Raw genomic sequence first — 25844 nt, forward strand, 5'->3', positions numbered from 1 at the left:
TTTATGTTAGTGTCCGGAAAAAGAGACTTATATATTAAAACTTTTATGTTTCTTGGCTTTATTGTGGTTGTTATGTTGTTTTTAACTGTTCGTATATATATACTTCAGGTTGTCAACGGAGATTCCTATAGAAAACAGGCAATTGCTAATTATACACGAATTATCTATATACCAGCTCCCAGGGGGACAATTTATTCTGCTGATGGGAAGGTGTTGGCAGAGGATAGATATCTTTATACCTTATCGGTTGTTCCTATTAGAATGAAAGATGATACTTTAAAGAGAATATCAGAGGTGTTTCATATTGGAGAGGATATTTTAAAGCAAAGATTAGAAGGCACAGGTAAATATCCTTTTCAACCTGTTCCTTTAATAAGAGAACTTGATGGCAATGAAATATGGCTTGCCATGAAGCTTGCCCAGTACGATCCTTCTATACAAGTAGAAGCCTTACCGCAGAGATATTATCCTTATAAGGATTTGTTTGCCCACGTTGTAGGTTATGTAGGGCAGATTACCAAGGAAGAATTATCCCATCTTCCTAGTACTGATTATCGACCTGGTGATGTTATTGGAAAAATGGGAGTAGAAAAGGCATATGAAAAGGAGCTTAAGGGGCAAAAGGGTATTCAAGAAGTTGTTGTGAATGCAAGGGGACAGGTATTATCATCTAAGATTGTCAAAGCTCCAGTTAAAGGAAAAGATATTTATTTGACTTTACAGGTTGATGTTCAAAAACATATACGGGATGTATTTATTAATGGAAAATTGAAAAGCGGAGCTGCTATTCTTGTTGAACCAATAACAGGAGATGTTATTGCATATTATTCTCATCCTTCATTCGATCCTAATGTGTTTGTAAGAGGTGTTAGACCATCGGATTGGCAGAAATGGTCTAAGTATAACAATCTGTATGATAGGGTTATTGCAGCACGAGTGCCGCCTGCATCAACATTTAAAGTGGTTACTGCCCTTGCAGCCCTTCATACAGATGTGATTACTCCTAATACGGTTCTTCCCGATCCGGGATATATCAAGTTGGGATCGTTGGTATTTCATGACTGGTCTTATCCCCGTAGTCATGGATATCAGACTGTTAAAGAGGCTATCATGAATTCATGTGATGTATTCTTCTGGCAGTTGGCTTTGAAGATGAAACCTGAGGATATATATAATACCGCCCATGATTTTGGTATGGACGAAAAACCCTATATTGATATACCCGGTGGAGTGGCTGGTATTATTCCAACTCCTGAGTGGAAAAAAAGAACATATGGGGAAAATTGGTATGTAGGAGATACTCTTAATATGGCTGTAGGGCAAGGAATGGATGCTGTGGCTCCCATACATGTATTGCAAGTTTTTGTGGCTATTGCTGGAGATGGCATTTTACCGTTTTTACATGTTAAAAAAGATCCGGAATATCATCCACCTAAGACGGCGGCTATGAAATATGCCCCATACTTTGATGTTATAAGACAAGGCATTCGCTTGGTTGTAAAGAGGGGTACAGCACGTATAATAAATATTAAAGGTGTTGATTTAGGTGCTAAAACGGGTACTGCGGAGATAGGACTTAAGCATATATATCACACGTGGCTTGCATACATGTCGCCAACGAAAGAAGGTCATGTAAAATATGTTGGGGTGTTCTTTGCTGAAAAGACACCGTTTAAGAGTTGGGATTTGGGTAAAAGAGTGAAACCATTTTTAGAATGGCTGCTGGTAAGGAGGGCAAGCGGTGAGGGATGAGATGAAGCTAGAATTTCTTGGAGGTAGAGTTTATAGGTTGCATGTTGGAAAGGCAGATAGGTTCGACATTGTTAGATATATCTCGGATATGTATCGCTCGAATCCTGGTGATTTTGAAGATGTAAAGCTTGAAGTTGTATATAATATAGCCCATCCCTTATCTACTAAAGACAAAAATTTTATTAAATGGCGTATAAAGAGTTTTACTGCAGGTAATATTACTGTGTCATTTCTAGAAGAGGGGGAACTTGTGTCTAATGATAGAGATGGTGATAAGGTCATTCCTTTGAAGCCTGTCCAATCTGATATGGATATGTTAGTTGATGAAATAACGGAAGGTGTTGAGGAATCATCTATAGATGATATACCAACACTCGTTCTTGGCACATTGCGTTCTGGTTCTGAGATTGATACAGGAAGGGAAGTTGTTATTCTGGGAGATGTACATCCTGGTGCTGATATCTATACGGAAGGGCCTGTGATTATTCTGGGAACATTGTCGGGTAGGGTTTTTGTACTGTCAGATAAGGCATATGTTATTACTAGGAGATGTATAAATGGTATGATTGTCTTTGAAGGCAGGGCATATGAATGTGAAAAAGATACTAAAGATGATGAGTGGCTTTTGTTTTTACCAGACGGTGGAGGAGTTGAAATTTATACCGATAAAATTGGATCGCTAGCAAGGAGGGTTAAACGGTGGCTGGAAGAATAATAGTTGTGACATCTGGTAAAGGTGGCGTTGGAAAAACTACTTTTACTGCTAATGTGGGTTATGCTTTAGCTGAAAAAGGATATAAGGTTTTACTTATTGATGGTGATGTGGGACTTCGTAATCTGGATGTTCTATTAGGTTTGGAAAGAAGAGTTATTTACAACATAATGGATGTCATTACAGGTCGAACAGAGCTTTCTAAAGCCCTTGTTAAAGATAAAAGGGTACCGGGTAATCTTTTCTTACTTCCTACTAGTCAGACAAAGTTCAAAGAAGATATTCCTGAAGAAGCTTTTGTGAACATTGTAAGAGAGGCTAGAGACAAGATGGGTTTTGATTTTATACTTATTGATTCTCCGGCAGGTATAGAGTATGGATTTCGCCTTGCTGCTAAACCAGCTGAAGAGGCTATCATTGTTACCATTCCTGAGATTACTGCTATTAGAGATGCCGATAGAGTTATCGGTCTTTTAGATAACTATGGTATAGAGAAAAGAAGTTTGGTTGTCAATAGAGTGGATATAGCGGAAGTAAAAGAGGGTAACGTTTTATCTCCGCAAGATATTTCTGATGAGTTATCTGTTAAACTGCTTGGTATTATTCCTATGGATAAGATAGTAACAGAGGCTACAAATGAAGGTAAGCCTGTTATTGTTCTTGAGAAGGAAAGAGGGAAAGCCACGTTAGCTGGTAAGGGTTTTATGAGTACGGCAGAGAGAATTATTGATGAGAATGCTCCCTTATGGGATCCTGTTGAGGAATATGTACCTTCCTCGGGTGGCATACTAGGTTTCTTCAAGAATCTTCTTGGTGGTTCTGGGAGGTAATCGGCTATGGCATGGTGGAAGAGTTTATGGAAAAACAAGGGAAAAAAGTCGGCAGATATAGCTAAAGAAAGGCTTCATGTGATGCTGCTTCATCAAAGAGGACTTCTATCCAAGCAAGATTTAGAGAGTATGGAGAAGGATCTTATAGAGGTTTTATCCAAGTATTTAGATATCAATCCCGGTGAGATCGAGTTCGAGATTAAGAAAGTAGACGAAAAATATCAGGCCATTAGCTTTATTATTCCTGTTACATCTAAAAAGTGATTTCTATAGAAGCTCTGCGTAAATACCTGAAGAAGTGGTGTGGTTTTCTTTTGGCATTAACTATTATTGTCTTGATGTCTGCATCAATCATTGCCCTTATTGCTGCATCTCAGTGGGGTATTCATATAACAATGCTTCCGCGACTTGCAAAGTTGCAGATGATATGGTTTGCTATTTCTATATTGGCCTTTATAGTTTTATATCTATGGGTTGATTTCGATTTTGTTGTAGAAATAGCACCATTAATAGCTTTGCTGGTTATTGGATTGCTTTTATGGACCAAAATCATGGGAGTGTCTATTTATGGTTCACGAAGGTGGGTTGCTATAGGTAGCTTTACTTTGCAACCATCTGAGTTTGCTAAGATATCCTCTTTGTTAATGACAGTATATGCCTATAGATATAAGGAAGATTTGATAAGAGTTACTATTAGTGTTATTCTTATACTCATAACTTTAGGACTTATTATCGTACAACCTGATTTGGGTACTACTATTCTTATAGCTTCTGGTGTGCTCGTATCAGTCTTCTTTATGGGGATACCGACAATAATCTTTTTAGGAGCAGTGGCTTTCATGGCGATATTACTTCCTATTTTGTGGAACCATTTAAAGGAGTATCAGAAACTAAGGGTGAAGTATTTTCTTAATCCGGCTATAGATCCTCATGGTCATGGTTACAACATTATACAGGCGCTGACTGCTGTTGGGGCAGGTGGTGTCAGTGGTATGGGAATTTACAATGCTACCCAGGCAAAGTTTGGTTTTCTACCTGTTGCCACAGCAGATTTCCTGTTTGCCTCGTATGCCCAAGCTGTCGGTTTTATCGGAGTGATAGTTCTTTTTATAGCATATGGGGTTTTGTTTTTCTGCTTGTGGTTATATGGTTTTACCACAGATGATATAGGAAGAAAAGCTTTTATTTATGGAGCTTTATGGATATGGTTTTTTACTTTTTGGGTTAACATTGGGATGAATATAGGAGTTATGCCTGTGACTGGTGTTCCGCTTCCGTTTTTTTCCTATGGTGGTACCCAGACCCTTGCTAACTTCATAATGCTCGCCCTTATAATGCAGGCAACAAGGGAAAAGGTTGTTGTTGATAGTATAGAAAAATTGAAATTTGGTGAGGATAAATGATAGATAGATTGACAAGAAAACAGCTGTATAGTGTGAAAAAACCTGGTAGGTATATTGGTAAGGAGTATGGAGGCATAGTCAAAGAGCATTATGATGTATCGTATCTGTCTGTATATCCTGATTTATATGAAGTGGGGATTTCTTATTTCGGTTTGCATATATTCCACTTTATGATTAATGAAATTAGTTGGGCTTATCACGATTATGCTTTTGTTCCTGCTCCTGATATGGAAAGACTTATGAGAAGGGAAAACATCCCTCCTTATGGAATGCAGTCGTATAAATCTGCAGTCACTTTCGATGTGATAGGTTTCCATGTTCTTACGGAGATGAATTTTACTAATATTCTTCTGTTTTTAGACTTGGCGGGAATACCACTGAAAACAGAGGATAGAAAAACAGGTGACTGGCCCCTCATTGTTGCCGGAGGTCCGGCTATTTCTAATCCTGAACCCATGGCAGATTTTATAGATATTGTGTTTATTGGAGATGGAGAGGTTAATATACCACCTTTTTTGAAAATTATTAAAGAGGCTAAGAAAAAAACTTTTCCTCGTGAGTGGATTATCGATAGAGTTTATAGAGATATTCCCAGTGCTTATATTCCATCTAAATATGATGTAGATTTCCGTAGTATGGAAGTTATTAAGCTTGATGGTAAGTTTGTCAAAGGTGCAAGAGCGTCTAGAGATGAGATGTATATTCCCAGAAAAATGCTTGTTCCCAATATTGAAGGTATACAAGAAAAGGCCACCGTGGAGATTTTCAGGGGATGCACAAGAGGGTGTAGGTATTGTCATGCAGGACAATATTATCGCCCTGTTAGAGAAATTGATTATAATCAAGCAGTATCGGTTCTTAAAGATATTATTAGCTATACAGGTTTTCTAGATGCTGGGGTTCTTTCTCTGTCTACTATGGATTACTCGGCCATCGAAGAGTTTGTTACTCTTCTAAAGAATGATTCCTATTTTAGCGATGTACGCTTTACATTACCATCTCTCAGAGTAGAATCTTTATATGAAAACTTGCTGGAAATGGTCGATCCTCACCATTCCATTAACTTAACTATTGCTCCTGAGGTGGGAAGTGACAGATTGCGCAGAGTTATTAATAAAGACTTTACCAATGAGCATGTTCTTGAGGCTATAAAACGTTTAGGGGAGAGGGGTTGGACCAAATTTAAGTTTTATTTCATGCTCGGTTTGCCAACAGAGACCGATGATGATGCGGCAGAAATAGCAAAGATGCTTCTCAGAGCGGATAATATTTTGGCTACTTTAGGTCATCGCAAACGGAATATATCTGCCACTATTGGTTTGTTTATACCCAAGCCTCATACACCATTTCAATGGACTGCTCAAATAAGTTTGGATGATTACAGCAGAAGATTATCTATTATTAAACGTATGGTAAGAAAGAGAAGAAAGATAACAGTCCGAAGTCATCCTTCTTTCATATCAATTGTTGAGGGAGTGCTTAGCAGAGGTGATAGGCGACTAGGTGATGTGATATATAAAGCATATAAACTGGGTGCTAGACTTGATGCGTGGGATGAGCATTTTAATGAAGATGCATGGAGGGAGGCATTTTCAGATATAGATGTCGAAGCATATCTTGGTTATAGAGGACTTGGATGGACATTACCATGGGATAGAATATGGGTAGGTATGTCTAAGTATCACCTTAAGAAAGACTGGCAAAGGGCTATTCGAGGGGAGATTTTACAAGACTGTAGACTTGGATGCTATGGATGTGGTGTGTGTGATTTTAAAAAGATATATAATACGCTTGTATTTGAAGGAAGATTGCCGGTGATTGCTCATGAGTAAATTAACATTGTTTTTTACCAAAGAGTATCCTCAAAGCTTTCTATCTTATAGAGACTACCTAAGACATATTATATACGCTCTTCGAAGAGCTGGAGCTGAGTTTTCTTTTTCAGAAGGTTTTCATCCTCGTCCGCAGATTTATTCAGTGGCATCTTTATCTCTTGGTGTCGAGAGTCGTATAGAACCGGTATCAGTGGAATTGAGAGCCCCATTCGATGATGAAGTGTTGCCACTGGTTTTGCCTGTAGGGATACATTATCTTGGAAAAATTGATGGATATATTGAAAGTTATTTAGCGTTGTATAGATATAAAAATACATACTTTTTACTTTCTCATCCTAAAGAGGGATTAGGTAAGTTTATCAAGGAGAAAAATATACCACCTTATGAGATAATAAAAGAAGACATTATTACTGCCAGTGGTTCTATGCTGTATTATTTGGGGGTGAAATAGGTGGCCATTACCATTGAGCGTGAAGATTTACCAGAAGAGCTATCTCGTATACTAGATTACTCTATTAATATTAAAGCTACTGATGTTCATTTTCGGGCTGGAAAACCTGTGTATATGAGGATAGCGAAGCATATGATTCCTTTTCCAGAGCTGGGTAGCTTTGATAAGAAAAAACTGGAAACCTTTGTTGATGCTTTGCTGAGTAAAACAGTTAAAGGAGTTGTAACCTCTCGAGGACAGGTGGAAACATCATTCAATTATGCTTCTGTAGCAAGATTTCGTCTCACAGTGTTTCTTAGCATGGGAAGGTTTGCACTCTCGTTTAGATATATTCCTATAACTATTCCTACTCCTGAAGAACTCCACTTGCCTGAAACTGTAAAGAAGGTTGTTGATTTTTCTGATGGTATTGTTTTGGTTGTTGGTCCTACAGGTTCTGGTAAAACAACAACTTTGGCATCTATGGTAGATCTTATTAACGCTCAGAGAAAGCTTCATATACTAACACTTGAAGATCCTGTAGAATATTTCTTTGAAGATAAAGAGTCACTTGTGACTCAACGTAGTTTGGATAGTGATTCTAGTGATTTTAAGACCATGCTTAGAGAAGCTCTTAGAGAAGATCCAGATGTTATAGTCATTGGTGAGATGCGTTCTATGGAGGATTTTGAGTTTGGCATACAGGCGGCCGATAGTGGTCATCTTGTGTTTGCCGCTGTTCATACTGTTGATACAGTTCAGACAATTCACCGTATTGTAGATGCTTTTCCTCCTATTGCACAAAGGCAAATACGCGATTCATTAGCATCGCTTATAAGGGCTGTTTTTGCCCAGAGGTTATTGCCTTTGAAGAACAATGAAGGTGTTGTTCCAGCTGTTGAGATAGCTTGGGGTAGCCATATAGAAAAGCAGATTCGTGAGAACAATATAGACCAAATTTATGACATTATAAAAAATGGAAGAGAACTTGGAATGCAGACATTAAATCAGGCTATTGCTGAGCTTGTGGCCAAAGACATGGTTTCCCCAGAGGAAGCAATGATGGCAACCCATAGACCTAAGGAACTAGCTCTTCTATTAAAAGGCTTTACTGGTACGGCATTAGGAGGTAGTGCTGTTGACTGGCTTATGGATGACTAAAGATGTAGAAAACCGTCTTCGTGCTTATGCTGAGATGGTGCTTCGCTATGGAAAGAGTTTGACTTCCCATGATAGTTTTGAAGAGGTATGGGCCTTATCAATTCTTGATAGTGTAATAGGTTGGCAGCATGTTAAAGAGTCGTGTCAAGCGTACAGATGTGATACTGTTACAGATATTGGTAGTGGAGCAGGTTTTCCTGCTATTGTTATAGCTATATTGGAGCCGCAAATTACAGTAAGAGCCATTGAAAAGAAAAAGAAGGCGGTAATTTTTATGGAGATGGTTAAAGATAGGTTTCAGCTTAAAAACTTTTTTCCTCAGTGGACAGATATTACAAAGGAAAGAATTACAGAAGGTATAGTTACATCAAGAGCTGTGGCTCCTCTTGATGAGTTTTTATCTCTTATTAATAGCTCAGTCTTTACTCCCCTTTATCTATGGAAAGGACCAAACTGGATGTCCGAATTTAAAAAGTATCGTAGTGTGTGGTATCCTTTTCATGAGGTAGGGTATGAGCTTACCATTGGTAGAGAGAAGAGAAAACGGATTATAGTGGGGTTGAAGAGGTATGAGAAGAACTAGACGAGATAATACAAGAAAAAAAGTTGATCGAACGAAAAATGCTGTTGAAAGAACGGTAATTTTAGACGAACATGACAAAAAGAATCATGTAAGTCGGAAAGGTTCATGGCTTAGGTACTTATTTACTGTTTTTATTGGTGCTATGGTTGTTGTAGCTATTTTGTTGTTTTTAACTTATAAATCCATGACAGTACTTTTTCCATGGATATTTGGAAACCATAGTGACACTAAGACTGATGTAATTCAGAAAACTTACTTAAATATTGCGATTCCCGTTTTTCAAGAAGGGAAGATAACATATGAAAAGAAGAAGATTGCCGATGCTGGAGAAGAGTTTACCATTTCTTATGTATATTCTCAATTTTCAGAACATAACGGCTTTACTTTAGGATACGATACCAAGAATAAGCTAAGAATTATATCTGTGGAGAAGGGAACATCTGGTTGGGAAGTTTATTTATCTGGTAGTGGAATACCGTTTTATACCTCTTGGCGTATAAGGCAACAGATATGTCAAGCCTTGGATAATATAGAGCAAAATATCAATGAACATGTTATTTTGTATTATGATGGTATGAACATAAGAAAGTTTATTCCCTGTGATGCTAAGGATGGTTATATGGTTTTCTATGTTCGAGGTAGTAGTGTAAGGGCTCGTTGGATATATGACGAAGCAATCAATAAGTCTGATTTGACATCATACTTCATGACTGTTCTTAAGATGGCTTCTCAGCTTGGGGATACAGACTTTATAGATATGGTGACTTCGGTATCATTTGAAAACAATGTCTTAACAGTTAAAGTGAAAAAAGGTTCTTTTGCCGGTGCAGATCCATATGTGAGGTATGCTCTTATATACAACATGATGTACCTTTATCCTTATATTTCTACTATTCGTGTGGAAGATGAGAAAGCTTTGCCATACGTAGATACAAGATTGGACCCAATTTTGCTTGTGCCCACAACGGGAGACGATTTCTTAGCCCGAATGGGAGATAGATTGTCTTTTACTAAGCAGCTGAGCGATACTTTCCCTGTTATTAATTCGGTAAAGATCGGTAATGGAAAAGCTGTAATTGATTTGAAGTATATCCCTTCAAGAGAGATAACACAAGCTATATTGCGAAGTACTATCTCTGCTAAAGAGGTAACTAGCGTTATCTTAACAATTGGTGGTAAATCTGTACCTTTTTGGGCCGATCCGTTTGAGGAAGATTTCTGATTGATTTACAAGAATATTGTGATTTCTGCTTGTTATGTATAAGTTCTTTTTGATAGCCGTACCCTTATCTTTTGTTGTATATATCCATGGAAATGGATTATGAAATTTGCCTTTATATATACATGTTTTACTATTTGGTGTTCCTAAGAGAGGTTGTAGAGGTCCATTTGTGCCTATGCGCTGAATTTGTAATATATCTGTTAGAGATACCTTTCTCACGAAAAACATGTGGAATAACGCACCGGTATGGGTATAGTTGTGATTATATACAAGGTTTAAATATGATCTGATAGTTCTATATGCTATGTTGCTAATAGATGGTGGTTTTGATAGTCCTAGAATACGTCTGAAGATATATTCAATATATTTCGGATCATGCTTTTTCGCCATAGCTTTTAAGTAATTAATGTTTCTTTTCATAAACAACAGGCGATGCAGTTCTCCATTGTGTGGTAAGTGAGATATATGTTTCTCTGTCCTTTTCTGAATATCTTCCAGATTTTTCACTAGTGAATATGCGCTTGCTTGAAATAAAGCTTCATAGTATGGATATACTTGTTTCCACAAATTTATGTTTCCATAAGGGTGGAAAAGTGAGCATTCGGGGTGAGAATATTCTTGTAAAGGGTGTTTGATGTTTCTAATATTCAGAAGATACATGTATAAACTTATGCTGTGGTCCCATATACTAACACTGTATGCCGGCCTATTGTCTGTTGGGCAATACGATAATATTGGTTTGTATATCTTGTTTATAACTTCTACCTTATCCTTCATGTATCCGTTAATGAGGATCTTAAGGTTTTTTGCTAAAAGTTTTTGCATGTGCGGAATTTCTGAGATACTGCATTTAATCGTTTTTCCAAAGAAGTTCATTTGTATCATGTGGTCTTTTACTGGTGTACGGGTCTGCACTGGAGGGGGAAATGAAAAGTTTTTTATATGATCTTGTCTATCTGCTTCTTTAAATATCTTCAGTGTTCCAGTAACATAGCTATCATGATGTTTTGTCATTATATCGAGGTATGTTATATCCGGTGCCCATAATGTAGATTTCTCTAAAATACTCCTAATATATGGGTACTTATCTAGAAGTATATGAGCGTGCATGTCAGGTATGTAACTGTTATTTTCTTTAGATAAAAAATATTCAAGAGATACTTTTCCCAGATCATGAATGATGGCCGATATAAGAAGGTCTAAATTAACGATTGTCGCTTCCAAGGAAGGTTAAAACCCCCTCGGCTATTGATTGTGCAATAGCAGATTGGTAATTATCATTGAGTAAAATGCTAAGATCTTGGCTATTTGTCATGTATCCTGTCTCTATGAGAACTGATGGTGGCCATCCAGATAGTATAATTAGTTTCATGTATTGAGGATCCTTATGCTTTGGAATAGGACTTATCAAATCCATAGACTTGTCTATAGATTTGGCGAGGAACCTATCATATGCTTTGCGATAGTAGATTTCATATCCTCGTATGGATTTTGAGTAGGGATTGGCATTAGCATGGATACTAATAACAACATTGGGATGAAGTAGGTTGATCATATGAACCCGTTCTGAAAGATATGGAGTTTCAGGATTATTTTCTTCTGTACGAGCCATGTATACTTTGATTCCTTTGCTTTCTAGTATGTTTTTCAGTTTCAAAGCAATAGCAAGGTTTATCCGACTTTCGTAGTATTGCCCCACAATGGCCCCCATATCATAGTAACCATTATCATAGGTTCCATGCCCTGGTGATATGTAGACGCTAAGAGGTTTATTATAGGGAGGAAGACCTATATAAGATCTTAATTCGTTCCGAGTATTCATTATCTTGGCGATATATTTGTTGTATGTTGTACCTATAGAATCTTTGCCTTCTGTTTCATTCCAGAGGGCTTGTAGATAGCCTGTGTCTCCTAAAAGATAAGCACCAAGGGCTCCGGCTTCAGTACCCCATGTTCTCATCTTGTAATACATGTAATATGTACCTGCTGCAATATTGTTGTCAATATCGTATATGGCATTTGTACTTGTGTCTAGACCTAAAAAATTTGCTATGGGCTGATATACAAAATCCTTTAGTTGCATAAGGCCTTTAGCATCGCTTTTGCTGCGTGCATAAGGTTTAAATTTACTTTCCCATCTCATTTGGGCGAGTATAAGCAACGGATCAATGCCAAAGGTTTTACTCCATTTGGCAGTGCTGTATGCAATAGATTTTACCGTTTCTGTTGGTGTACTTATTTCATGATGGCGTGTGTATGCCATCAGAATTTTATATAGTTCTTCGCCAGACAAGAATATGAAAGTTTCTCCTCTTTCTGATTTTGGTATCAGCTTGATGTCTGCAACTATAATATGTGGTGTAGAAGTTTGACTTTCCGTAGGTGTTGTTGTTTGACTTCCTGTTTCTGTTCCTGTAGATGTGCTTGCTGTTGACGGAGTGGAAATAAAAAAGTCGCGGGGTGCTATAATGAGACTTTCGTCTGTCGAAGTGGCAATGTAGTTTGTTGGAGTGACAATAGTTATTGGGTATGTAGTAAGTAGAGCGATAGATGAAGAGTTTGTCGATGATGCACTGCCAACAGTTGTATCTGGAAACTTGTATATCTTGTAAAAGTTATCACTTATTTGTTTCATATGTAGTGGGGCAGGTGTCAGTTTGACGAAGTTTCGACCTATTTCTATATTAATGAGTTGAGGTGTGGCAATGGCAGAGACCGATAAACTAAGAAAGCTTCCGATTATTGTTAATGCAATGATTACAGCTATGTATGTTTTTCTCATGGCTCCAAATGAATTATACATGACTACTGATATAATATATAGGCATTATGCTATGGGAGGGATAAATAGTGAGCGTAAAAAAGAAGATTTTATACATAGTATCCTTTTTAATTTTAGGAGTGATTATTGGTGTTGGGTATTGGGCCTATACTGTAGGTAGTGCTAATGTTTGGAATGGTAAGGGTACAGTAGAAAAGAAAGACGAGGGTACAGTTAAAGGTGAAGGCAAAGAATTATATGTAGAGGTTTATGTAGACAAATATGTGACTCAAACTGGAACCCTTGTATTAGATGGAAACAAATTCTATGTTCTTACGAGGTCTGGTACTATAGCTCCCGATGCTTCTAATGTTATTGCTATAAAGTCGCAAACAGGTCGTATTATTACCCAGCGTAACGCCAGATGGTATAGAAATAAGACTGTTTCCGTTATTGTAAAAGTGAAAGAGAAGCTTCTTATATATCCTGATAAGGCTACAGATGTTGTTTTTATAGATCCGGTATCTGGTAAAAAGATTCCAGCCGATAAACTGGCAGAATATAAAGGGAAACAGATCATTGTTGTCCGAAAGATTACAAAACCTGCGGTGTGGCTTGTTGCAGGTATTGACTCCCGCAATGGTATTCTCTATGGTCATAATGATTCTGTAATGCTTCTTTTCATTAATCCCAAAACCAGTAGTATCACTATCCTCTCTATCCCACGAGACACTATTGTGTACATACCCCGTCTGAAATCTTATACAAAGCTGGCCCATGCCTTTATCTATTCGAGAGCTGGTGACCCACAAGATGGTGCTCGATCGCTTATTGAAACGCTCGAGTATAACTTTGGTGTGCATATTGACCGCTATATAATCTTTTCATTTAAAGGTGTGGCCGATGTTATTGATGCCATTGGAGGTATTGATGTACATCTTGATAAAAGAATATGCTGTCATAGCCATGATTGGGCTTGTCGCGGAGGTACATGTCTTGGGCCGGGAGAGGTTCATCTTGATGGTAGAAAATTCCTTGTTTTCTGGCGTTCCCGCACGAGTGATATAGAGCGTGTTGAAAGGCAGATGAAATTTCTTACATCTCCTGATGTGAAGAATCAAGTTATGGAAAAGTTATCTTTATCTCTTGCCGATGAGTTGATGAAGATATGGGGTAATGAGATTGTTTCTGATACCTCTCCAGATAAATGGATCAAGCTTGCATATGATATTAGAGATTATCATATCAGGTCGGAATCACTAAAAGTTTATGATGTCTGGGGATGTTACGCCGCTGATCTAACTGTAGAGGTATCGGCATTGAAGTATGACGATGCATGGCTGAAAGACTTTTATATAAAGGTCTTTGGTCCAGAGCTAGCATCTGAGTATATAAAGGGGATACATCCTGATAGGACAGTAGGTCAATTGGGACATTGTGTCAAACCTGAGACCCCATCAACTTCTACAACATCTACACAGACGACAGGGACACAAACGCAAACGTCTTCACCTTCCTTGAACCCATCTGGTCAGTCAGGTACACAACCGGCAACTACTACACAGACTGCTACGGAAGTAGAGAAAACCAGTGCTACATCTACTAGGTCTTCTACAGTAACTGAAACATCTACCACATCAACGGCTACGATATCTACGGGAACAGAAACTTCTGTTTCTACATCGTCTACATCTACTACGGCTACAGGTGGTACACCGTGAGGAATATGAAAGAAGCTACAGGAGATTTGTTATCTTCGGCTGCTCCCAGTGTTAAAGCCTACCTGAGGTTAAGAACTCTATGGAAGGATATCATGCGTATACACAAAGGTAGAAAGGTGCTTGATTTATCATCTCTTACGGAGCCACTGGGTATATATACCGAAGAACTTCATGTGGGGGCATATTCTCCTGCTGTTGCTTCTGCTATTAAGAGGTATGAAGGTGAGTTTTTGAAAACCTTGAAGAAGTATGGTTTTCATGTTAGCAGCTTGAAGATAAAGATTGTTAAACAAGGTAGAGATAATAATATAGAAGGTGAGGAACAAACTGCCCATAATAAGTTTGTCAGTTTTTCTGATGAGGAAATTGAAAAGGCTAGTCGTTTGTTTTCTATGATAGATGACAACGACATTAAAAAAAGGTTGGCAATCATTTGGTTGAAGAGTCAGAGAGGAGGTAGTGCGTGTGGGAGAGTATAAAGCGGATAATATTGTTGTTTTAGAGCAGATAGAGGGTGTTAGAAAAAGGCCGGCTATGTACATAGGTAGCACCGATTGGCGTGGCCTTCACCATCTTGTATGGGAAATACTTGACAACTCTGTTGACGAGGCAATGGCAGGTTATGCCGATAAGATAGTGGTAACCCTTCACACCGATGGTTCTGTTTCAGTGGAGGATAACGGAAGAGGTATTCCTGTAGACGTCCATCCTAAAACAGGTAAGTCTGCACTAGAGGTTGTTTTTACCAAGCTCCATGCTGGTGGTAAATTTGATAGTAAAGCATATAAAGTATCTGGTGGTCTTCACGGTGTTGGTGTTACTGTTGTTAACGCTCTCAGTGAATGGCTTGTGGTTGATGTATGGCGTGATGGTAAGCATTACAGAATGCGTTTTGAAAGAGGTAAGGTTGTAGAACCGCTTACTGTTGTCGAAGAGGGGATAGACAAGAGAGGGACTCGTGTCAGATTCAAGCCTGATCCTGAGATATTTGAAACAACAAAGTTCGACTATGATATTATTTATGATCGTTTGGAAGAGTTGTCTTATCTCAATCCCAAGGTAAAGTTTATCCTAATTGACGAGTTTACCGGTGATAGCAAAGAGTTTTATTCCGAAGAGGGTATTAAAGAGCTTCTGTTAGAGATTATAGGTCAAGCAAAGCCTATCCTTTCAGAAAGTGTTTATTTTAAGGGTGAAGGAGATTCTCCCGATGGAAAAGCTCATTTAGAGGTTGAGGTAGCCTTTCAGTATGTAGAAAATGATGGAGAAACCATATATTCATTTGTTAACTCTATTCGTACCGCCGATGGCGGTACCCATGTCTCAGGTTTCCGAAGAGGACTTGTCAGGGCTATAAATGACCTTGCTCGTAGAGAAGGTGTGTTGAAGGATAAGCAGTCTTACACTGCAGAGGATGTAAAGGAAGGGCTTAGAGCTGTTGTATCTGTTAAGCTTCCAGAACCTCAATTTGAAGGGCAGACAAAGGGTAAGCTTGGCACTTCTTGGGTACGTTCTGTGGTGGATAAAATCACATATGATGCAGTTGATAACTACTTTGCCACACGTACCTCTGAGCTAAAGGCCGTTCTTGAGCGTATAGAGCTAGCTAAAAGGGCAAGAGAGGCTGCGAGAAAGAGTCGAGAACTTGTGAAGAAGCAGGCAAAGAGAGCTGGTGGCCTTCTCCCTGGCAAACTGGCTGATTGTTCAGATAAAAATCCTGAGCATAGGGAGCTGTTCATCGTTGAGGGTGATTCAGCTGGTGGTAGTGCCAAGCAAGCAAGAGATAGGGCCCATCAGGCAATACTTCCCCTTCGAGGTAAAATCCTTAATGTTGAAAAAGCGTCACTGGATAAAATACTTTCTAACAGGGAAATTCGTGACCTGATATCGGCTATTGGAACAGGTATTGGTGATGATATTGATCTTTCTAAGCTAAGATATAACAAGATTATTATCATGACAGATGCCGATGTTGACGGTGCCCATATTAGAACTCTGCTTTTGACATTTTTCTACCGTTTTATGAAACCACTTGTTGAAAATGGACATGTATACATAGCTCTTGCTCCACTTTATAAGGTTGAGTGGGGAAGAGGTAAGAATAAGAAAGTACAGTATATATACTCTGACGAGGAACTTGAAAAGCTTATAAAAGAATTAGAAGATCAGGGAATTGAGAAGTATGAAATTCAAAGGTATAAAGGTCTTGGTGAGATGAATGCTGAACAGCTTTGGGCTACAACGATGGATCCTCGTAGAAGGGTACTTCTTCAGGTAACTGTTGATGATGCAGAGGAGGCCAATGAAATAATGAGTATTCTTATGGGAGAGAAAGTTGAGCCCCGTAGAAAATTTATAGAAGAACATGCACTTGAAGTCAAGAATCTTGATATTTAGTTTGAGGTGATGTGCGGTGGGTATGTTTGATAATGTCAGATATAGGAACTTAACAGATGAGTTGAAACAATCCTATCTTGATTATGCAATGTCTGTTATTGTGGGAAGAGCTCTTCCCGATGTTAGGGACGGCTTAAAGCCTGTTCAGAGACGCATTTTGTATGCTATGTACGACATGGGTAATTTACCTGATAGACCGTATAAAAAATCTGCCCGTGTTGTCGGTGAAGTACTTGGTAAGTATCATCCCCATGGTGATAATGCCGTTTACGATGCTCTTGTGAGAATGGCACAAGACTTTAATATGCGTTATCCTCTTATAGATGGGCAGGGTAACTTTGGTTCCATGGATGGCGATAGCGCTGCTGCAATGCGTTATACAGAGGTAAGACTTCACAAGATAGCACTTGAGATGTTAAAGGATATAGATAAGGATACTATCGATATGATGCCAAATTTCGATGGCACATTAAAAGAACCTGTAGTTCTTCCAGCACTTCTTCCCAATCTTCTTGTTAATGGTTCTAGTGGTATAGCCGTTGGTATGTCTACGAGTATACCTCCTCATAATTTAGGAGAGGTGGTTGATGCTCTTATTAAGGTGCTCAGAAATGAGAATGTTACCATTGATGAAATAATGGGTGTGCTTCCTGCTCCAGACTTTCCTACAGGTGGTATTATTGATGATCCAGAAAGGTTGAGACAAATTTATAAGACGGGTAGGGGAACATTCCACCTTAGGGGAAAATGGAGAGTAGAAGATGGACGTGGCGGAAGAAAACTTCTTGTTATTACGGAGATACCTTATCAGGTTAACAAGGCACACCTTGTTGAATCTATAGCCAAACTTATTGTTGATGGCAAACTTCCTGGTGCAGATGAAGTGCGAGATGAGTCTAACAGGCATGGTGTACGTATTGTTGTGGAACTCAAGCGTGGTGCTTCACCAGATGTTATTGTAGACCAGCTTCTGAGGTATACCAATCTCAGAATCTCGTACAGCGTTATTCTTGTCGCTATTGTCAATGGTATGCCAAAACAGTTGTCTTTGCTTGATATACTCAAAGAGTTTATTGCCTTTAGAAGAGAGGTTGTTGAAAGAAGAGCTCGTTATGATCTGAGAAAGGCTGAGGAGAGACATCATATTGTAATTGGACTTCTCAGGGCACTTGATATTATTGATGAAATCATTGCCCATATTAGGGGGTCAGAAAATGCAGAGGAGGCTAAGATAGGGCTTATAGAAAAGTTTGGATTCAGTGAAGCCCAGGCTACAGCCATTTTGAATATGCGTTTGCAGAGGTTAGCTAAACTTGAAAGAGATAAGCTTGTAGATGAGAAAAATAAGCTGGAGGAGATTATTGCATACAATAAGCGTATTCTTGAGGATCCCCTGTTTAGGGATAGTGTTGTTGAAAGGGAACTTAGGGAATTAAAAGAAAAGTATGCCGATCCAAGAAGAACAGAGATTGGTGGATATGTAAGAAAAAATGCTGATTTGCCTGCTGTTATGCAGAGGGTAGAGCTTCTTCTTGGTGGTTTCATTAGGAGAGTTAGCCCAGAAAAGGATGTACATGAAGAATGCATCATGTGTGTAGAGGTACCTCTTAATGGAGAGATTCTAATTATCACTAATCATGGTAGAGCATTAAGAATGGAAGTTGCACATCTGCCTGAAGGGACAAGAGGTAAGAAAGGGGCCAAAGTAGGCGATATTTTCAATATGGCTGCTAGCGAGGATGTTATTGGACTGAAAGCCCTCGATAACGAGAGAGATATTCTTCTCATCACGGCAGGAGGTAGAGGCAAAATAGTTCCTGGAGATGTACTCTTAACCAGTCGTGGCAGGGTAACAACAATTATGAGCCTTATTCCTGGAGATGAACTTGTGTTTGCCGAGGATGTACCAGAAGATAAAGATCAGTTGGTTGTTGTTACGAAAAATGGTAAGGCTTCCCGTTATAAGATAGGGGAAATTTCTGTTCAAGGAATGAATGCACGGGGTAGTAAGCTAGTTAAGACAACAGATAAAGATGCTGTTGCGGATGCAGATTTCCACGATTCTTCTGATAGCGATGCGTTGTTATTTACCATGACCCGTAAGGGATATGGAAAGGCTACAAATATTGAAGATATTCCCTTGAGGCACCGAGGTAGTGGTGGTGTTATTCTTCAAAGGGTAGATAGTACTACTGGTAAAGTCGTTCTTGCTAAGGTTGTTGACGATGATGTGTCTGAAGTGCGTGTTATTACCGATGAGAGAGTATGGAGTATTCCTCGAGATGGTGACACATTACCTGTTATGGGAAGAGGTGCCAGGGGCAAGAAGATAATGAAAGGAAATGTGAAGGTAATAGGAAAGGTGATGTGAGATGCCCCATGAAATGATAAATCTTGAAGAAGAGGCCAAACAGAAAGAGCGGGTTATCATAGCCGCTTTGGATAGGGGAAGTGCCTCTTATACATCAGATATACTTGATGAAATGGAGCGGCTGGTAGAAACAGCTGGTGGAGAGGTGGTAGGTAGGGTGGTGCAGAGGAGAAAATATCCGCACCCTGCCTACTACTTTGGGAAAGGAAAACTGAGAGAAATTAAAAGATATGCAGAAGCCCTTTCCGCTGAAACCCTTATTGTTGATGGAGAACTGACAGCTTCCCAAAAGAGAAATATAGAGGATATTACCGGGTTGAAAGTGGTCGATAGAACTCAGCTTATCCTTGATATATTTGCACAGCATGCCACTACTGAAGAGGGTAAATTGCAGGTAGAGCTTGCTCAGCTTGAGTATAACTTGCCAAGACTTGTAGGCATGGGGAAGGAAATGAGCAGGTTAGGCGGTGGTATTGGTACGAGAGGACCTGGTGAAAAAAAACTTGAGGTGGATAGAAGGCGTATACGCAGACGTATTTCTGTTATCAAGAGGCAGCTAGCAGATTTGGAAAAGGACCGTGAGCTCAGAAGAAAGAAGAGAAAGCGTGAAAACAAGATTGTGTCTTTAGTAGGTTACACCAATGCCGGTAAATCCACACTACTAAGAAGGTTATCAGGAGACAAAGATGTATTTGTGGCAGATATGCTATTTGCAACCTTAGCTCCGACAATGAGGAGAGTTGCATTGCCTTCTGGTAGGACGGTTATCTTTGCTGATACTGTAGGTTTTATTAGGCGACTTCCCCATACGCTTATTGAAGCGTTTAAGGCAACACTTGAAGAGATAAAAGAGTCGGATCTTGCCCTTATAATACTTGATGCTACAGATGAAAATTATAAAGATAAACTGCGTGTAGTGAAAGGTGTATTAAAAGAAATAGGTGCTGAAAAATTACCTTTAATGCTTGTTTTCAATAAGATAGACCTTTTAGACAAGGAAGATTTGGAAGATTTAAAAAGAGAGTATACAGATGCACTCTTTGTTTCAGCCAAGACTGGTGAAGGGATAGACAAGCTACTGGAGGCTGTTGATGAAAAACTATTTGGTGAATCCATTTCTGCGGAAGTCTTTGTACCATATGATAAGACTGGTGTTTTATGGAGTTTTAAAGATAAACTTCAGATAGAGAAGTTGGAGTCTTTTGAACATGGAGAAAAATATAAAGTTGCTGGACCCAAAGAGGATATTAAAATGCTTATAGGAAAGCTTGGGGGTGAGTAGTGTGTTTTTTAAAGATGTTGAGCCTGTGATGAATGAGACAACAAGGAAACTGGGTATGTATACATCTATGGTTATAGGGCTCAGAGATGTGCTTGAGAGCGTGGCTTGGGAAGTGTTTCATGGACTTATCCATGATGAAGAGGCACGTAAACAGCTTGATGAACTGATTGCGGGTAAACCCCATGCATCTGAAGTGTATGATTTTATCCATTCTGATTCCTTTCAGGAAATCATCAAGGCTGTTATCAATGGCTATATAACTGATGTTGTGCCACCATATATAGCTGCTGTTTGGGATAAAGACGAAGAAGAATTTACCAAAATTCTATATACATTTGATCCTAAAGAGGCTGTAGAAAAGAGTGTAAATCCTATTCTCGACATTCTTACTGTCATTGTGCTCATGTTCGCGGAAAAAGGTCAAATAGAAGCAAATGATGTGGTTTCTGCTGTTCACCATGTTTTATCTGGTGGTGCAGGAGGCGATGTGTCTTGAGATGCCTTCTTGTTTCCACTTCTCCCCGTAGGAAAGAACTTTTTCGCTATATATGTGATGAGTTTGATGTTGTTTCACCTCATTATGAAGAAGAACCTTACAACGGCGGAGATATTAATGAGTTTGTGCTTAGGCAGGCCAAGGGTAAGCTGGATAGCGTAACATGGGAGAATTACGATGTTGTTGTTGCCTCTGATACGGTAGTATATATTCCATCTTCAGATATGTTACTTGGAAAACCTAAAGATGAAAAGGATGCTGTTTTTATGCTGAAAATGCTTATGGGGAGAACTCATAGTGTTATAACTGGTGTTGCTATTAAGGTTGATGGAAAATTACATCTTATTCATGAAACGACACAGGTAAAATTTCGTATTGTGCCAGACAAGTTTATAGAGGAATACGTTTCTACAGGTTTGCCCCTTGACAAGGCGGGAGCCTATGGCATACAGGATTCATATGGAGCAATACTTGTTGAGTCTATTATTGGTGATTACTATAATGTTGTAGGTTTTCCTGTTGGTAGGGTATGGGAAATTTTAAGCCCTTATATTGCGTCTTAGCTCTTTAATAAGTAGTAGTATAAGTGCCAGTATTCCTACCCATGGTATGACATTGTAGATAGGGGCAATCATTGATATACTTTTGAGCCATGATGCTATAGTGCCACTTGTGAACATATCGTGAAGACTTGTAGATAGCCCACTATAGCCTGCTATGACAAATATAGATGCTTTGCCACCGATTAGTGCTCCTATGCTTGACGATATTATTGCTATGTTGAGTGTTGTCAGCACTATAGTTATAAGTCCGCCTAATGAAAATTTCCCAACCAACAGACTATCACTAAGATATATACCTGTGGTGAATACGGATGTAATAATCCAAATGCTAACAACCTTTAGTCCGGTGTATATCATGGGGTTTATGGGACGCATTCTGATATAGGTATAGGTTTTATCGGATAGATCGGAATTATATAGTATAACGGCGATAATAGATAAGACAAGTAGGGTGATATTACTTGTGAAGGTATTGTATATACTGTCTTTTATGGTGTGTTTTATGTATATACCGCTAGTGTATGATGTGATATTCCATATGATAATTAATGTGGCATATAGCATACCAGCTATGATGGCAGTTATATTGTGCTTAAGCATATATTTTATGTTGTACCATTGCAAAATTAGATATCTCATGTTAGATCACCACGCATTGTCAAATATTCGAAAAGTTTTTCTAGCTTGACATCTTCCGGACTAAACATTTTTATCGATATGTTATCCTGAACTGCTATTTGAGGTATAGCTGTGGATAGCTCAGAAAAAGAAAAGGTCTCTACTGTTATACCGTCTGGTGACTCAATTTTTCCCATATGGATAAGTTTTCGCTCAAACAATGTGTTAATAAGTTTTATTGGATCAGAAGTCTCTATATATACTTTATAGGGCACATCGGTGAGTAGTTTTCTTATACCCTCAGGAGTGCCTTCTGCTACAATATAACCTGTTTTCAATACAACAATGTTGTGGGCTATCATTTGTACCTCTTCAAGTATATGAGAGCTGAACACAATGGTTTTTTCTTTAGCATAAGATAGGATAAGATTTCGCAGTATTTTTCTACCATGTGGGTCAATACCACTGAAAGGTTCATCAAGTAATAATATAGGTGGATCACCCAGTATAGCAGCTGCAAACTTTATACGTTGTTTCATACCTTTGCTAAGACTGCCAATAGTTTCTTTATGGTATCTTGTCATACCAACTATGTCGAGAACCTTGTCCACTTCTTTTTGTTCTGCTTTTAGTGTTATTGCCTGCCATGTCAAAAATTCTCTTATTGAAAATCGCTTTGGTAAATGGGCGTTCTCCGGGAGTAGACCTATATATTTTCTAACACTATGGTTATAATACGGCGATTTGCCATTTATTTCTACCCTGCCTGCAGATGGTCTCATAAGACCTGCTATTATGCTTATTAGTGTTGTCTTGCCAGCACCATTAGGTCCTAAAAGTCCTGTAATACCTGTATTTAGAGTTAGTGATATGTCTTTTAAAACGGGTCTTGTGCCATACCATTTATTGACGTTTTTCACAACTATCTCCATAAGGTTTTCCCCCTGTAAATGAACGCCAAAACCATAATGCCCATATAGAGGACACTGTTAAGAAGAAGGTCTGACATGGGTGTGTTTTCTAAAGAGAATATGACACTGGCTACATTAATAGAACTTGTTGCAGTGTATGATATGTTTGCTATTTCGGTAATGATAGACAAGATTATACCTAGTACCATAGGATATATAGCAGATGCAATACTACTAAATGATGGTTTTTTCATGAGTATTGAAAATGTGACAATGATGTTTGTGGCAATCAGTGATGCCAAGAACCATTTAAAGGATTCATTGATAAACATGGTGAATGTTGTCCATGCTGGGACAAACTGAGGAAATAATGAAATGCCACCAAGAAATAGTATGAAAAATGCCACAAACATAGGAAGGAATAAGAGTGATAGAGTTACACCATATAGTGCTAACCACATCCCTTTATCCATCTTTCTGTATCGCATAAATGTAGGATAATCAGAAGATGTAATAGTGGATATGAGAAAAGAAGCTGCTATAGCTATCATAAAGTATAGAGGAAATGAAGCAGATGTAGCGACTGCCCCATAATCAATATCAACCTTATGACTAACGTTCGCCTTTAAATATGAGAAAAATAACTGTGCTACAGCGCTAATAGTAGGAATTGCGAGTACAGAATACAATACAAACTTTGTAAATCCTCCCCCGAATTTTGTTAATATATGTTTGAAATAGCTGAATAACAAATAGGATGTTCGCATTAGTATACTTGTGCGTTTGCCACGGTACGGCTTAAACGACAGGTCATATATTCTACTCATGTGTAACCACCTCATATATGTCTTCTTCTAGAGGTTCCAGCTTCCAAACGGGTAATTGGTAATCGGCGAGAATCCTAAGTATATTGTCTGGGTTATCTGTGTTGATAATGGCTGATACATCAGAAAGCTTCTTTCCGGGAAGATGTTTTAGCAATATATCAGGTGATGATGTTTCTACTATATATGTATCATGTTTTATAAGATTGTTTATCTCTATATCCGAAATAACTTGTCCATTGTCTATTGAAATAACCCGTTGACATACCTGTTTAATGTCTGTAAGTATGTGGGTAGACATCAGTACTTTTATTCCTAAATTACTTATAGTGGATATGAGAGATAACATATGTTTGCGTGATAGTGGGTCAAGTCCTGATGTAGGTTCATCGAGGATGACATAAGAAGGCCCATGAATAATGGCTTGGGCAAATACCACCCTTTGTAAGGTTCCTTTAGACAAAGTTTTAATCTTGCTATCTCTGTATGCGTCTAATTTCAAGTTGATAAGTAGTAAATCTGTTGTTTTATATGCCTCTGTTAGAGGAAGGCCGCCAGATACTGCCATGTCTATAAGAAACTCACTAACAGACAATTCTTCTGGCAATGTAGGAATCTCTGGAAGGAAACCCATAACAGTATCTTTGGGGATGATAATTTCTCCACTCCACGGTTTTTTAAGACCAAGGAGTAATTTTACCAAGGTAGATTTACCGGCTCCATTAGGACCAACTAGCCCTTCACAGGGGTATTTTCCTAGCGTTAGTGACAAGTTATTGTATATTGGTTTCCCCTTTTTATAGCCAAATGTTAAATTACGTATCTCAATAATAATGACTGGTGCCTCCTTTATTTTGTACAGCAAATAAAGACAATGTTAGTATAACATATAAAGACTTTTGATACTACTCTCCCTCTATAAATTCAATGAGTACATCTCTCAAGGTAGTTAATTCCTTTAGCGTGACAGATTCTTCAGATGTGTGTGCTTTCCACAAACTCCCTGCTCCGAAGATAATGGGTTTTAGTCCTTTCATATAGAGATTGGCGGCATCGGTCCAACTTCTCATAACAGTAAATTCTGGTTCTGAGCCTACAGCCCTTTTGTACGCTTCTTTTAGTCTTATGACAACATCTTCGTCGTCATCAATGACAATGGCCTCATCCATGTCTACAACTTCAATTTCTGTGTCTTCATCAATGTATTGGCTAAGTTCTTCAAGTGCCTTCACTGGAGAAATGCCTGGTTGTAGGATAAAGTTTAATCTTAATATAGCCTTGTCTGGTACCCTATATATGACAGAGCCTCCCTTTATTTCTTGTAAGAGATAAAGTGGGGGATAGAACAAGGGATGCTCTGGTTTGACAAATGAAAGGTTTTCTACATTTTGTAGAAATGCATAAAGCCTTTCCAGTGCGTTATTGCCCTTTTCTGGATGGGCTCCATGTGCTGATTTGCCGTAGAATGTAACAACAACCTCTAAAAATCCTGCTTCAATATTGGCAATCTTTAGATCCGTGGGTTCCAGTACCAGCGTATAGTTGCTTGGTGGAACTTCAAGTACTCTTGAACCTAGCCCTGTTTCTTCCTCGTCTACAACGAATGCTACTGTAACCGGATCTTTGGTTTTTGCTAGTGCTGCCAGAAGAGCTGCTATTAGTCCTTTGGTGTCAATAACTCCTCTGCCGCGAAGCATGCCACTTTTTTGAAGATACAATTTATCAGTGTCCTCATCGGCTGGTACGGTATCCATGTGTGTAACTATGAGAACCCCGTGATTTCCTCTTTTTCCGATAACATTAAATCTGCCTTTTTCTACTTCTTGCGTATGAACTTCCATATCCATAGAACGAAGAATAGCGGCTAAAAACTTACCAATTTCTTCTTCCTGTCCTGTTGTTGATGGAATAGACATAAGGTCTTTTAGTAGTAGTAAAACATCGTGCATGCTACATACCCCCTTTAACTTAC

General features: G+C 38.7%; 24 protein-coding genes. 17 read left to right on the forward strand and 7 right to left on the reverse strand.

Features of this window, described 5'->3' with window-relative positions; all coding sequences use genetic code 11:
* Positions 1-9: 9 nt before the first annotated feature.
* From mrdA to GM182_RS02250, 10 genes are read left to right on the forward strand one after another with little or no spacing between them, the layout of a single operon-like run.
* The gene (gene mrdA / locus GM182_RS02205) at positions 10-1752 is read left to right on the forward strand and encodes a penicillin-binding protein 2 (protein ID WP_449186968.1); all 1743 of its coding nucleotides are present in this window, start codon (positions 10-12) and stop codon (positions 1750-1752) included.
* The gene (locus GM182_RS02210; protein WP_449186969.1) at positions 1742-2467 is read left to right on the forward strand and encodes a septum site-determining protein MinC; all 726 of its coding nucleotides are present in this window, start codon (positions 1742-1744) and stop codon (positions 2465-2467) included. The genes mrdA and GM182_RS02210 overlap by 11 nt, the downstream gene beginning before the upstream one ends.
* Entirely contained in the window at positions 2452-3294 is an 843-nt protein-coding gene (gene minD / locus GM182_RS02215; RefSeq protein ID WP_449186970.1) for a septum site-determining protein MinD, read from the forward strand. Before GM182_RS02210 ends, minD begins: the two co-directional genes overlap by 16 nt.
* A 6-nt stretch (positions 3295-3300) precedes the next feature.
* Positions 3301-3558, forward strand: a complete 258-nt coding sequence (minE, locus tag GM182_RS02220) for a cell division topological specificity factor MinE (RefSeq protein ID WP_449186971.1) — start codon at positions 3301-3303, stop codon at positions 3556-3558.
* A 50-nt stretch (positions 3559-3608) separates the two neighbouring features.
* The gene (locus tag GM182_RS02225; protein WP_449186972.1) at positions 3609-4697 is read left to right on the forward strand and encodes an FtsW/RodA/SpoVE family cell cycle protein; all 1089 of its coding nucleotides are present in this window, start codon (positions 3609-3611) and stop codon (positions 4695-4697) included.
* Positions 4694-6529, forward strand: a complete 1836-nt coding sequence (locus GM182_RS02230) for a TIGR03960 family B12-binding radical SAM protein (RefSeq protein WP_449186973.1) — start codon at positions 4694-4696, stop codon at positions 6527-6529. The genes GM182_RS02225 and GM182_RS02230 overlap by 4 nt, the downstream gene beginning before the upstream one ends.
* Positions 6522-6983 carry a DUF2344 domain-containing protein gene (locus GM182_RS02235; protein ID WP_449186974.1) on the forward strand — a complete coding sequence of 154 codons (462 nt, stop codon included), beginning with the start codon at positions 6522-6524 and terminating at the stop codon, positions 6981-6983. The genes GM182_RS02230 and GM182_RS02235 overlap by 8 nt, the downstream gene beginning before the upstream one ends.
* On the forward strand, positions 6984-8123 hold the full coding sequence (locus GM182_RS02240) for a type IV pilus twitching motility protein PilT (protein WP_449186975.1): 1140 nt from the start codon (positions 6984-6986) through the stop codon (positions 8121-8123).
* Positions 8101-8706: a 16S rRNA (guanine(527)-N(7))-methyltransferase RsmG gene (locus GM182_RS02245; RefSeq protein ID WP_449186976.1), complete on the forward strand. Its 606-nt coding sequence runs from the start codon at positions 8101-8103 to the stop codon at positions 8704-8706. Before GM182_RS02240 ends, GM182_RS02245 begins: the two co-directional genes overlap by 23 nt.
* Positions 8693-9928 carry a hypothetical protein gene (locus GM182_RS02250; protein WP_449186977.1) on the forward strand — a complete coding sequence of 412 codons (1236 nt, stop codon included), beginning with the start codon at positions 8693-8695 and terminating at the stop codon, positions 9926-9928. Before GM182_RS02245 ends, GM182_RS02250 begins: the two co-directional genes overlap by 14 nt.
* On the opposite strand, the gene GM182_RS02255 is transcribed toward GM182_RS02250, so the two are convergent.
* Positions 9869-11152, reverse strand: coding sequence for a hypothetical protein (locus tag GM182_RS02255; protein WP_449186978.1), 1284 nt, complete (start codon positions 11150-11152; stop codon positions 9869-9871). The two genes, GM182_RS02250 and GM182_RS02255, sit on opposite strands and share 60 nt — an antisense overlap.
* The gene (locus GM182_RS02260) at positions 11133-12710 is read right to left on the reverse strand and encodes an N-acetylmuramoyl-L-alanine amidase (RefSeq protein WP_449186979.1); all 1578 of its coding nucleotides are present in this window, start codon (positions 12708-12710) and stop codon (positions 11133-11135) included. The genes GM182_RS02255 and GM182_RS02260 overlap by 20 nt, the downstream gene beginning before the upstream one ends.
* Before the next feature lie 68 nt (positions 12711-12778).
* Here GM182_RS02260 and GM182_RS02265 point away from each other — a divergent pair, with 68 nt between their 5' ends.
* Genes GM182_RS02265 through GM182_RS02295 form a run of 7 tightly spaced genes read left to right on the forward strand, consistent with a single transcriptional unit; the run spans position 12779 to position 21519 of the window.
* A complete protein-coding gene (locus GM182_RS02265; protein WP_449186980.1) occupies positions 12779-14410 on the forward strand; it encodes an LCP family protein in 1632 nt (543 codons plus the stop codon).
* Positions 14407-14889 carry a hypothetical protein gene (locus tag GM182_RS02270; protein WP_449186981.1) on the forward strand — a complete coding sequence of 161 codons (483 nt, stop codon included), beginning with the start codon at positions 14407-14409 and terminating at the stop codon, positions 14887-14889. The genes GM182_RS02265 and GM182_RS02270 overlap by 4 nt, the downstream gene beginning before the upstream one ends.
* Positions 14876-16807, forward strand: a complete 1932-nt coding sequence (gene gyrB, locus GM182_RS02275; protein WP_449186982.1) for a DNA topoisomerase (ATP-hydrolyzing) subunit B — start codon at positions 14876-14878, stop codon at positions 16805-16807. The genes GM182_RS02270 and gyrB overlap by 14 nt, the downstream gene beginning before the upstream one ends.
* A gap of 22 nt (positions 16808-16829) precedes the next feature.
* The gene (locus GM182_RS02280) at positions 16830-19178 is read left to right on the forward strand and encodes a DNA gyrase/topoisomerase IV subunit A (RefSeq protein WP_449187270.1); all 2349 of its coding nucleotides are present in this window, start codon (positions 16830-16832) and stop codon (positions 19176-19178) included.
* A 1-nt stretch (position 19179) separates the two neighbouring features.
* Positions 19180-20460 carry a GTPase HflX gene (gene hflX / locus GM182_RS02285; RefSeq protein WP_449186983.1) on the forward strand — a complete coding sequence of 427 codons (1281 nt, stop codon included), beginning with the start codon at positions 19180-19182 and terminating at the stop codon, positions 20458-20460.
* A 1-nt stretch (position 20461) separates the two neighbouring features.
* On the forward strand, positions 20462-20956 hold the full coding sequence (locus GM182_RS02290) for a hypothetical protein (protein WP_449186984.1): 495 nt from the start codon (positions 20462-20464) through the stop codon (positions 20954-20956).
* Complete coding sequence (locus GM182_RS02295; RefSeq protein WP_449186985.1) at positions 20953-21519, forward strand: Maf family protein; 567 nt, start codon at positions 20953-20955, stop codon at positions 21517-21519. Before GM182_RS02290 ends, GM182_RS02295 begins: the two co-directional genes overlap by 4 nt.
* On the opposite strand, the gene GM182_RS02300 is transcribed toward GM182_RS02295, so the two are convergent.
* Genes GM182_RS02300 through GM182_RS02320 form a run of 5 tightly spaced genes read right to left on the reverse strand, consistent with a single transcriptional unit; the run spans position 21496 to position 25821 of the window.
* Complete coding sequence (locus GM182_RS02300) at positions 21496-22158, reverse strand: hypothetical protein (RefSeq protein ID WP_449186986.1); 663 nt, start codon at positions 22156-22158, stop codon at positions 21496-21498. The two genes, GM182_RS02295 and GM182_RS02300, sit on opposite strands and share 24 nt — an antisense overlap.
* Positions 22155-23069, reverse strand: coding sequence for an ABC transporter ATP-binding protein (locus GM182_RS02305; protein ID WP_449186987.1), 915 nt, complete (start codon positions 23067-23069; stop codon positions 22155-22157). Before GM182_RS02305 ends, GM182_RS02300 begins: the two co-directional genes overlap by 4 nt.
* Entirely contained in the window at positions 23060-23875 is an 816-nt protein-coding gene (locus GM182_RS02310; protein WP_449186988.1) for a hypothetical protein, read from the reverse strand. The genes GM182_RS02305 and GM182_RS02310 overlap by 10 nt, the downstream gene beginning before the upstream one ends.
* Complete coding sequence (locus GM182_RS02315) at positions 23868-24737, reverse strand: ATP-binding cassette domain-containing protein (RefSeq protein ID WP_449186989.1); 870 nt, start codon at positions 24735-24737, stop codon at positions 23868-23870. The genes GM182_RS02310 and GM182_RS02315 overlap by 8 nt, the downstream gene beginning before the upstream one ends.
* 40 nt (positions 24738-24777) lie before the next feature.
* Positions 24778-25821, reverse strand: a complete 1044-nt coding sequence (locus GM182_RS02320) for a M20/M25/M40 family metallo-hydrolase (RefSeq protein WP_449186990.1) — start codon at positions 25819-25821, stop codon at positions 24778-24780.
* Positions 25822-25844 lie beyond the last annotated feature (23 nt).

This window comes from Zhurongbacter thermophilus (assembly GCF_026184435.1).
Taxonomy (GTDB): Bacteria; Coprothermobacterota; Coprothermobacteria; order Coprothermobacterales; family JAADFF01; genus JAADFF01.

Coding starts and splice junctions, on each gene's coding strand:
- minE (WP_449186971.1), top strand. CDS start 3,301: ATGGCATGGTGGAAGAGTTTATGGAAAAACAAGGGAAAAAAGTCGGCA.
- GM182_RS02230 (WP_449186973.1), top strand. CDS start 4,694: ATGATAGATAGATTGACAAGAAAACAGCTGTATAGTGTGAAAAAACCT.
- GM182_RS02235 (WP_449186974.1), top strand. CDS start 6,522: ATGAGTAAATTAACATTGTTTTTTACCAAAGAGTATCCTCAAAGCTTT.
- GM182_RS02250 (WP_449186977.1), top strand. CDS start 8,693: ATGAGAAGAACTAGACGAGATAATACAAGAAAAAAAGTTGATCGAACG.
- GM182_RS02260 (WP_449186979.1), bottom strand. CDS start 12,710: ATGAGAAAAACATACATAGCTGTAATCATTGCATTAACAATAATCGGA.
- GM182_RS02280 (WP_449187270.1), top strand. CDS start 16,830: ATGTTTGATAATGTCAGATATAGGAACTTAACAGATGAGTTGAAACAA.
- hflX (WP_449186983.1), top strand. CDS start 19,180: ATGCCCCATGAAATGATAAATCTTGAAGAAGAGGCCAAACAGAAAGAG.
- GM182_RS02300 (WP_449186986.1), bottom strand. CDS start 22,158: ATGAGATATCTAATTTTGCAATGGTACAACATAAAATATATGCTTAAG.
- GM182_RS02305 (WP_449186987.1), bottom strand. CDS start 23,069: ATGGAGATAGTTGTGAAAAACGTCAATAAATGGTATGGCACAAGACCC.
- GM182_RS02310 (WP_449186988.1), bottom strand. CDS start 23,875: ATGAGTAGAATATATGACCTGTCGTTTAAGCCGTACCGTGGCAAACGC.
- GM182_RS02320 (WP_449186990.1), bottom strand. CDS start 25,821: ATGCACGATGTTTTACTACTACTAAAAGACCTTATGTCTATTCCATCA.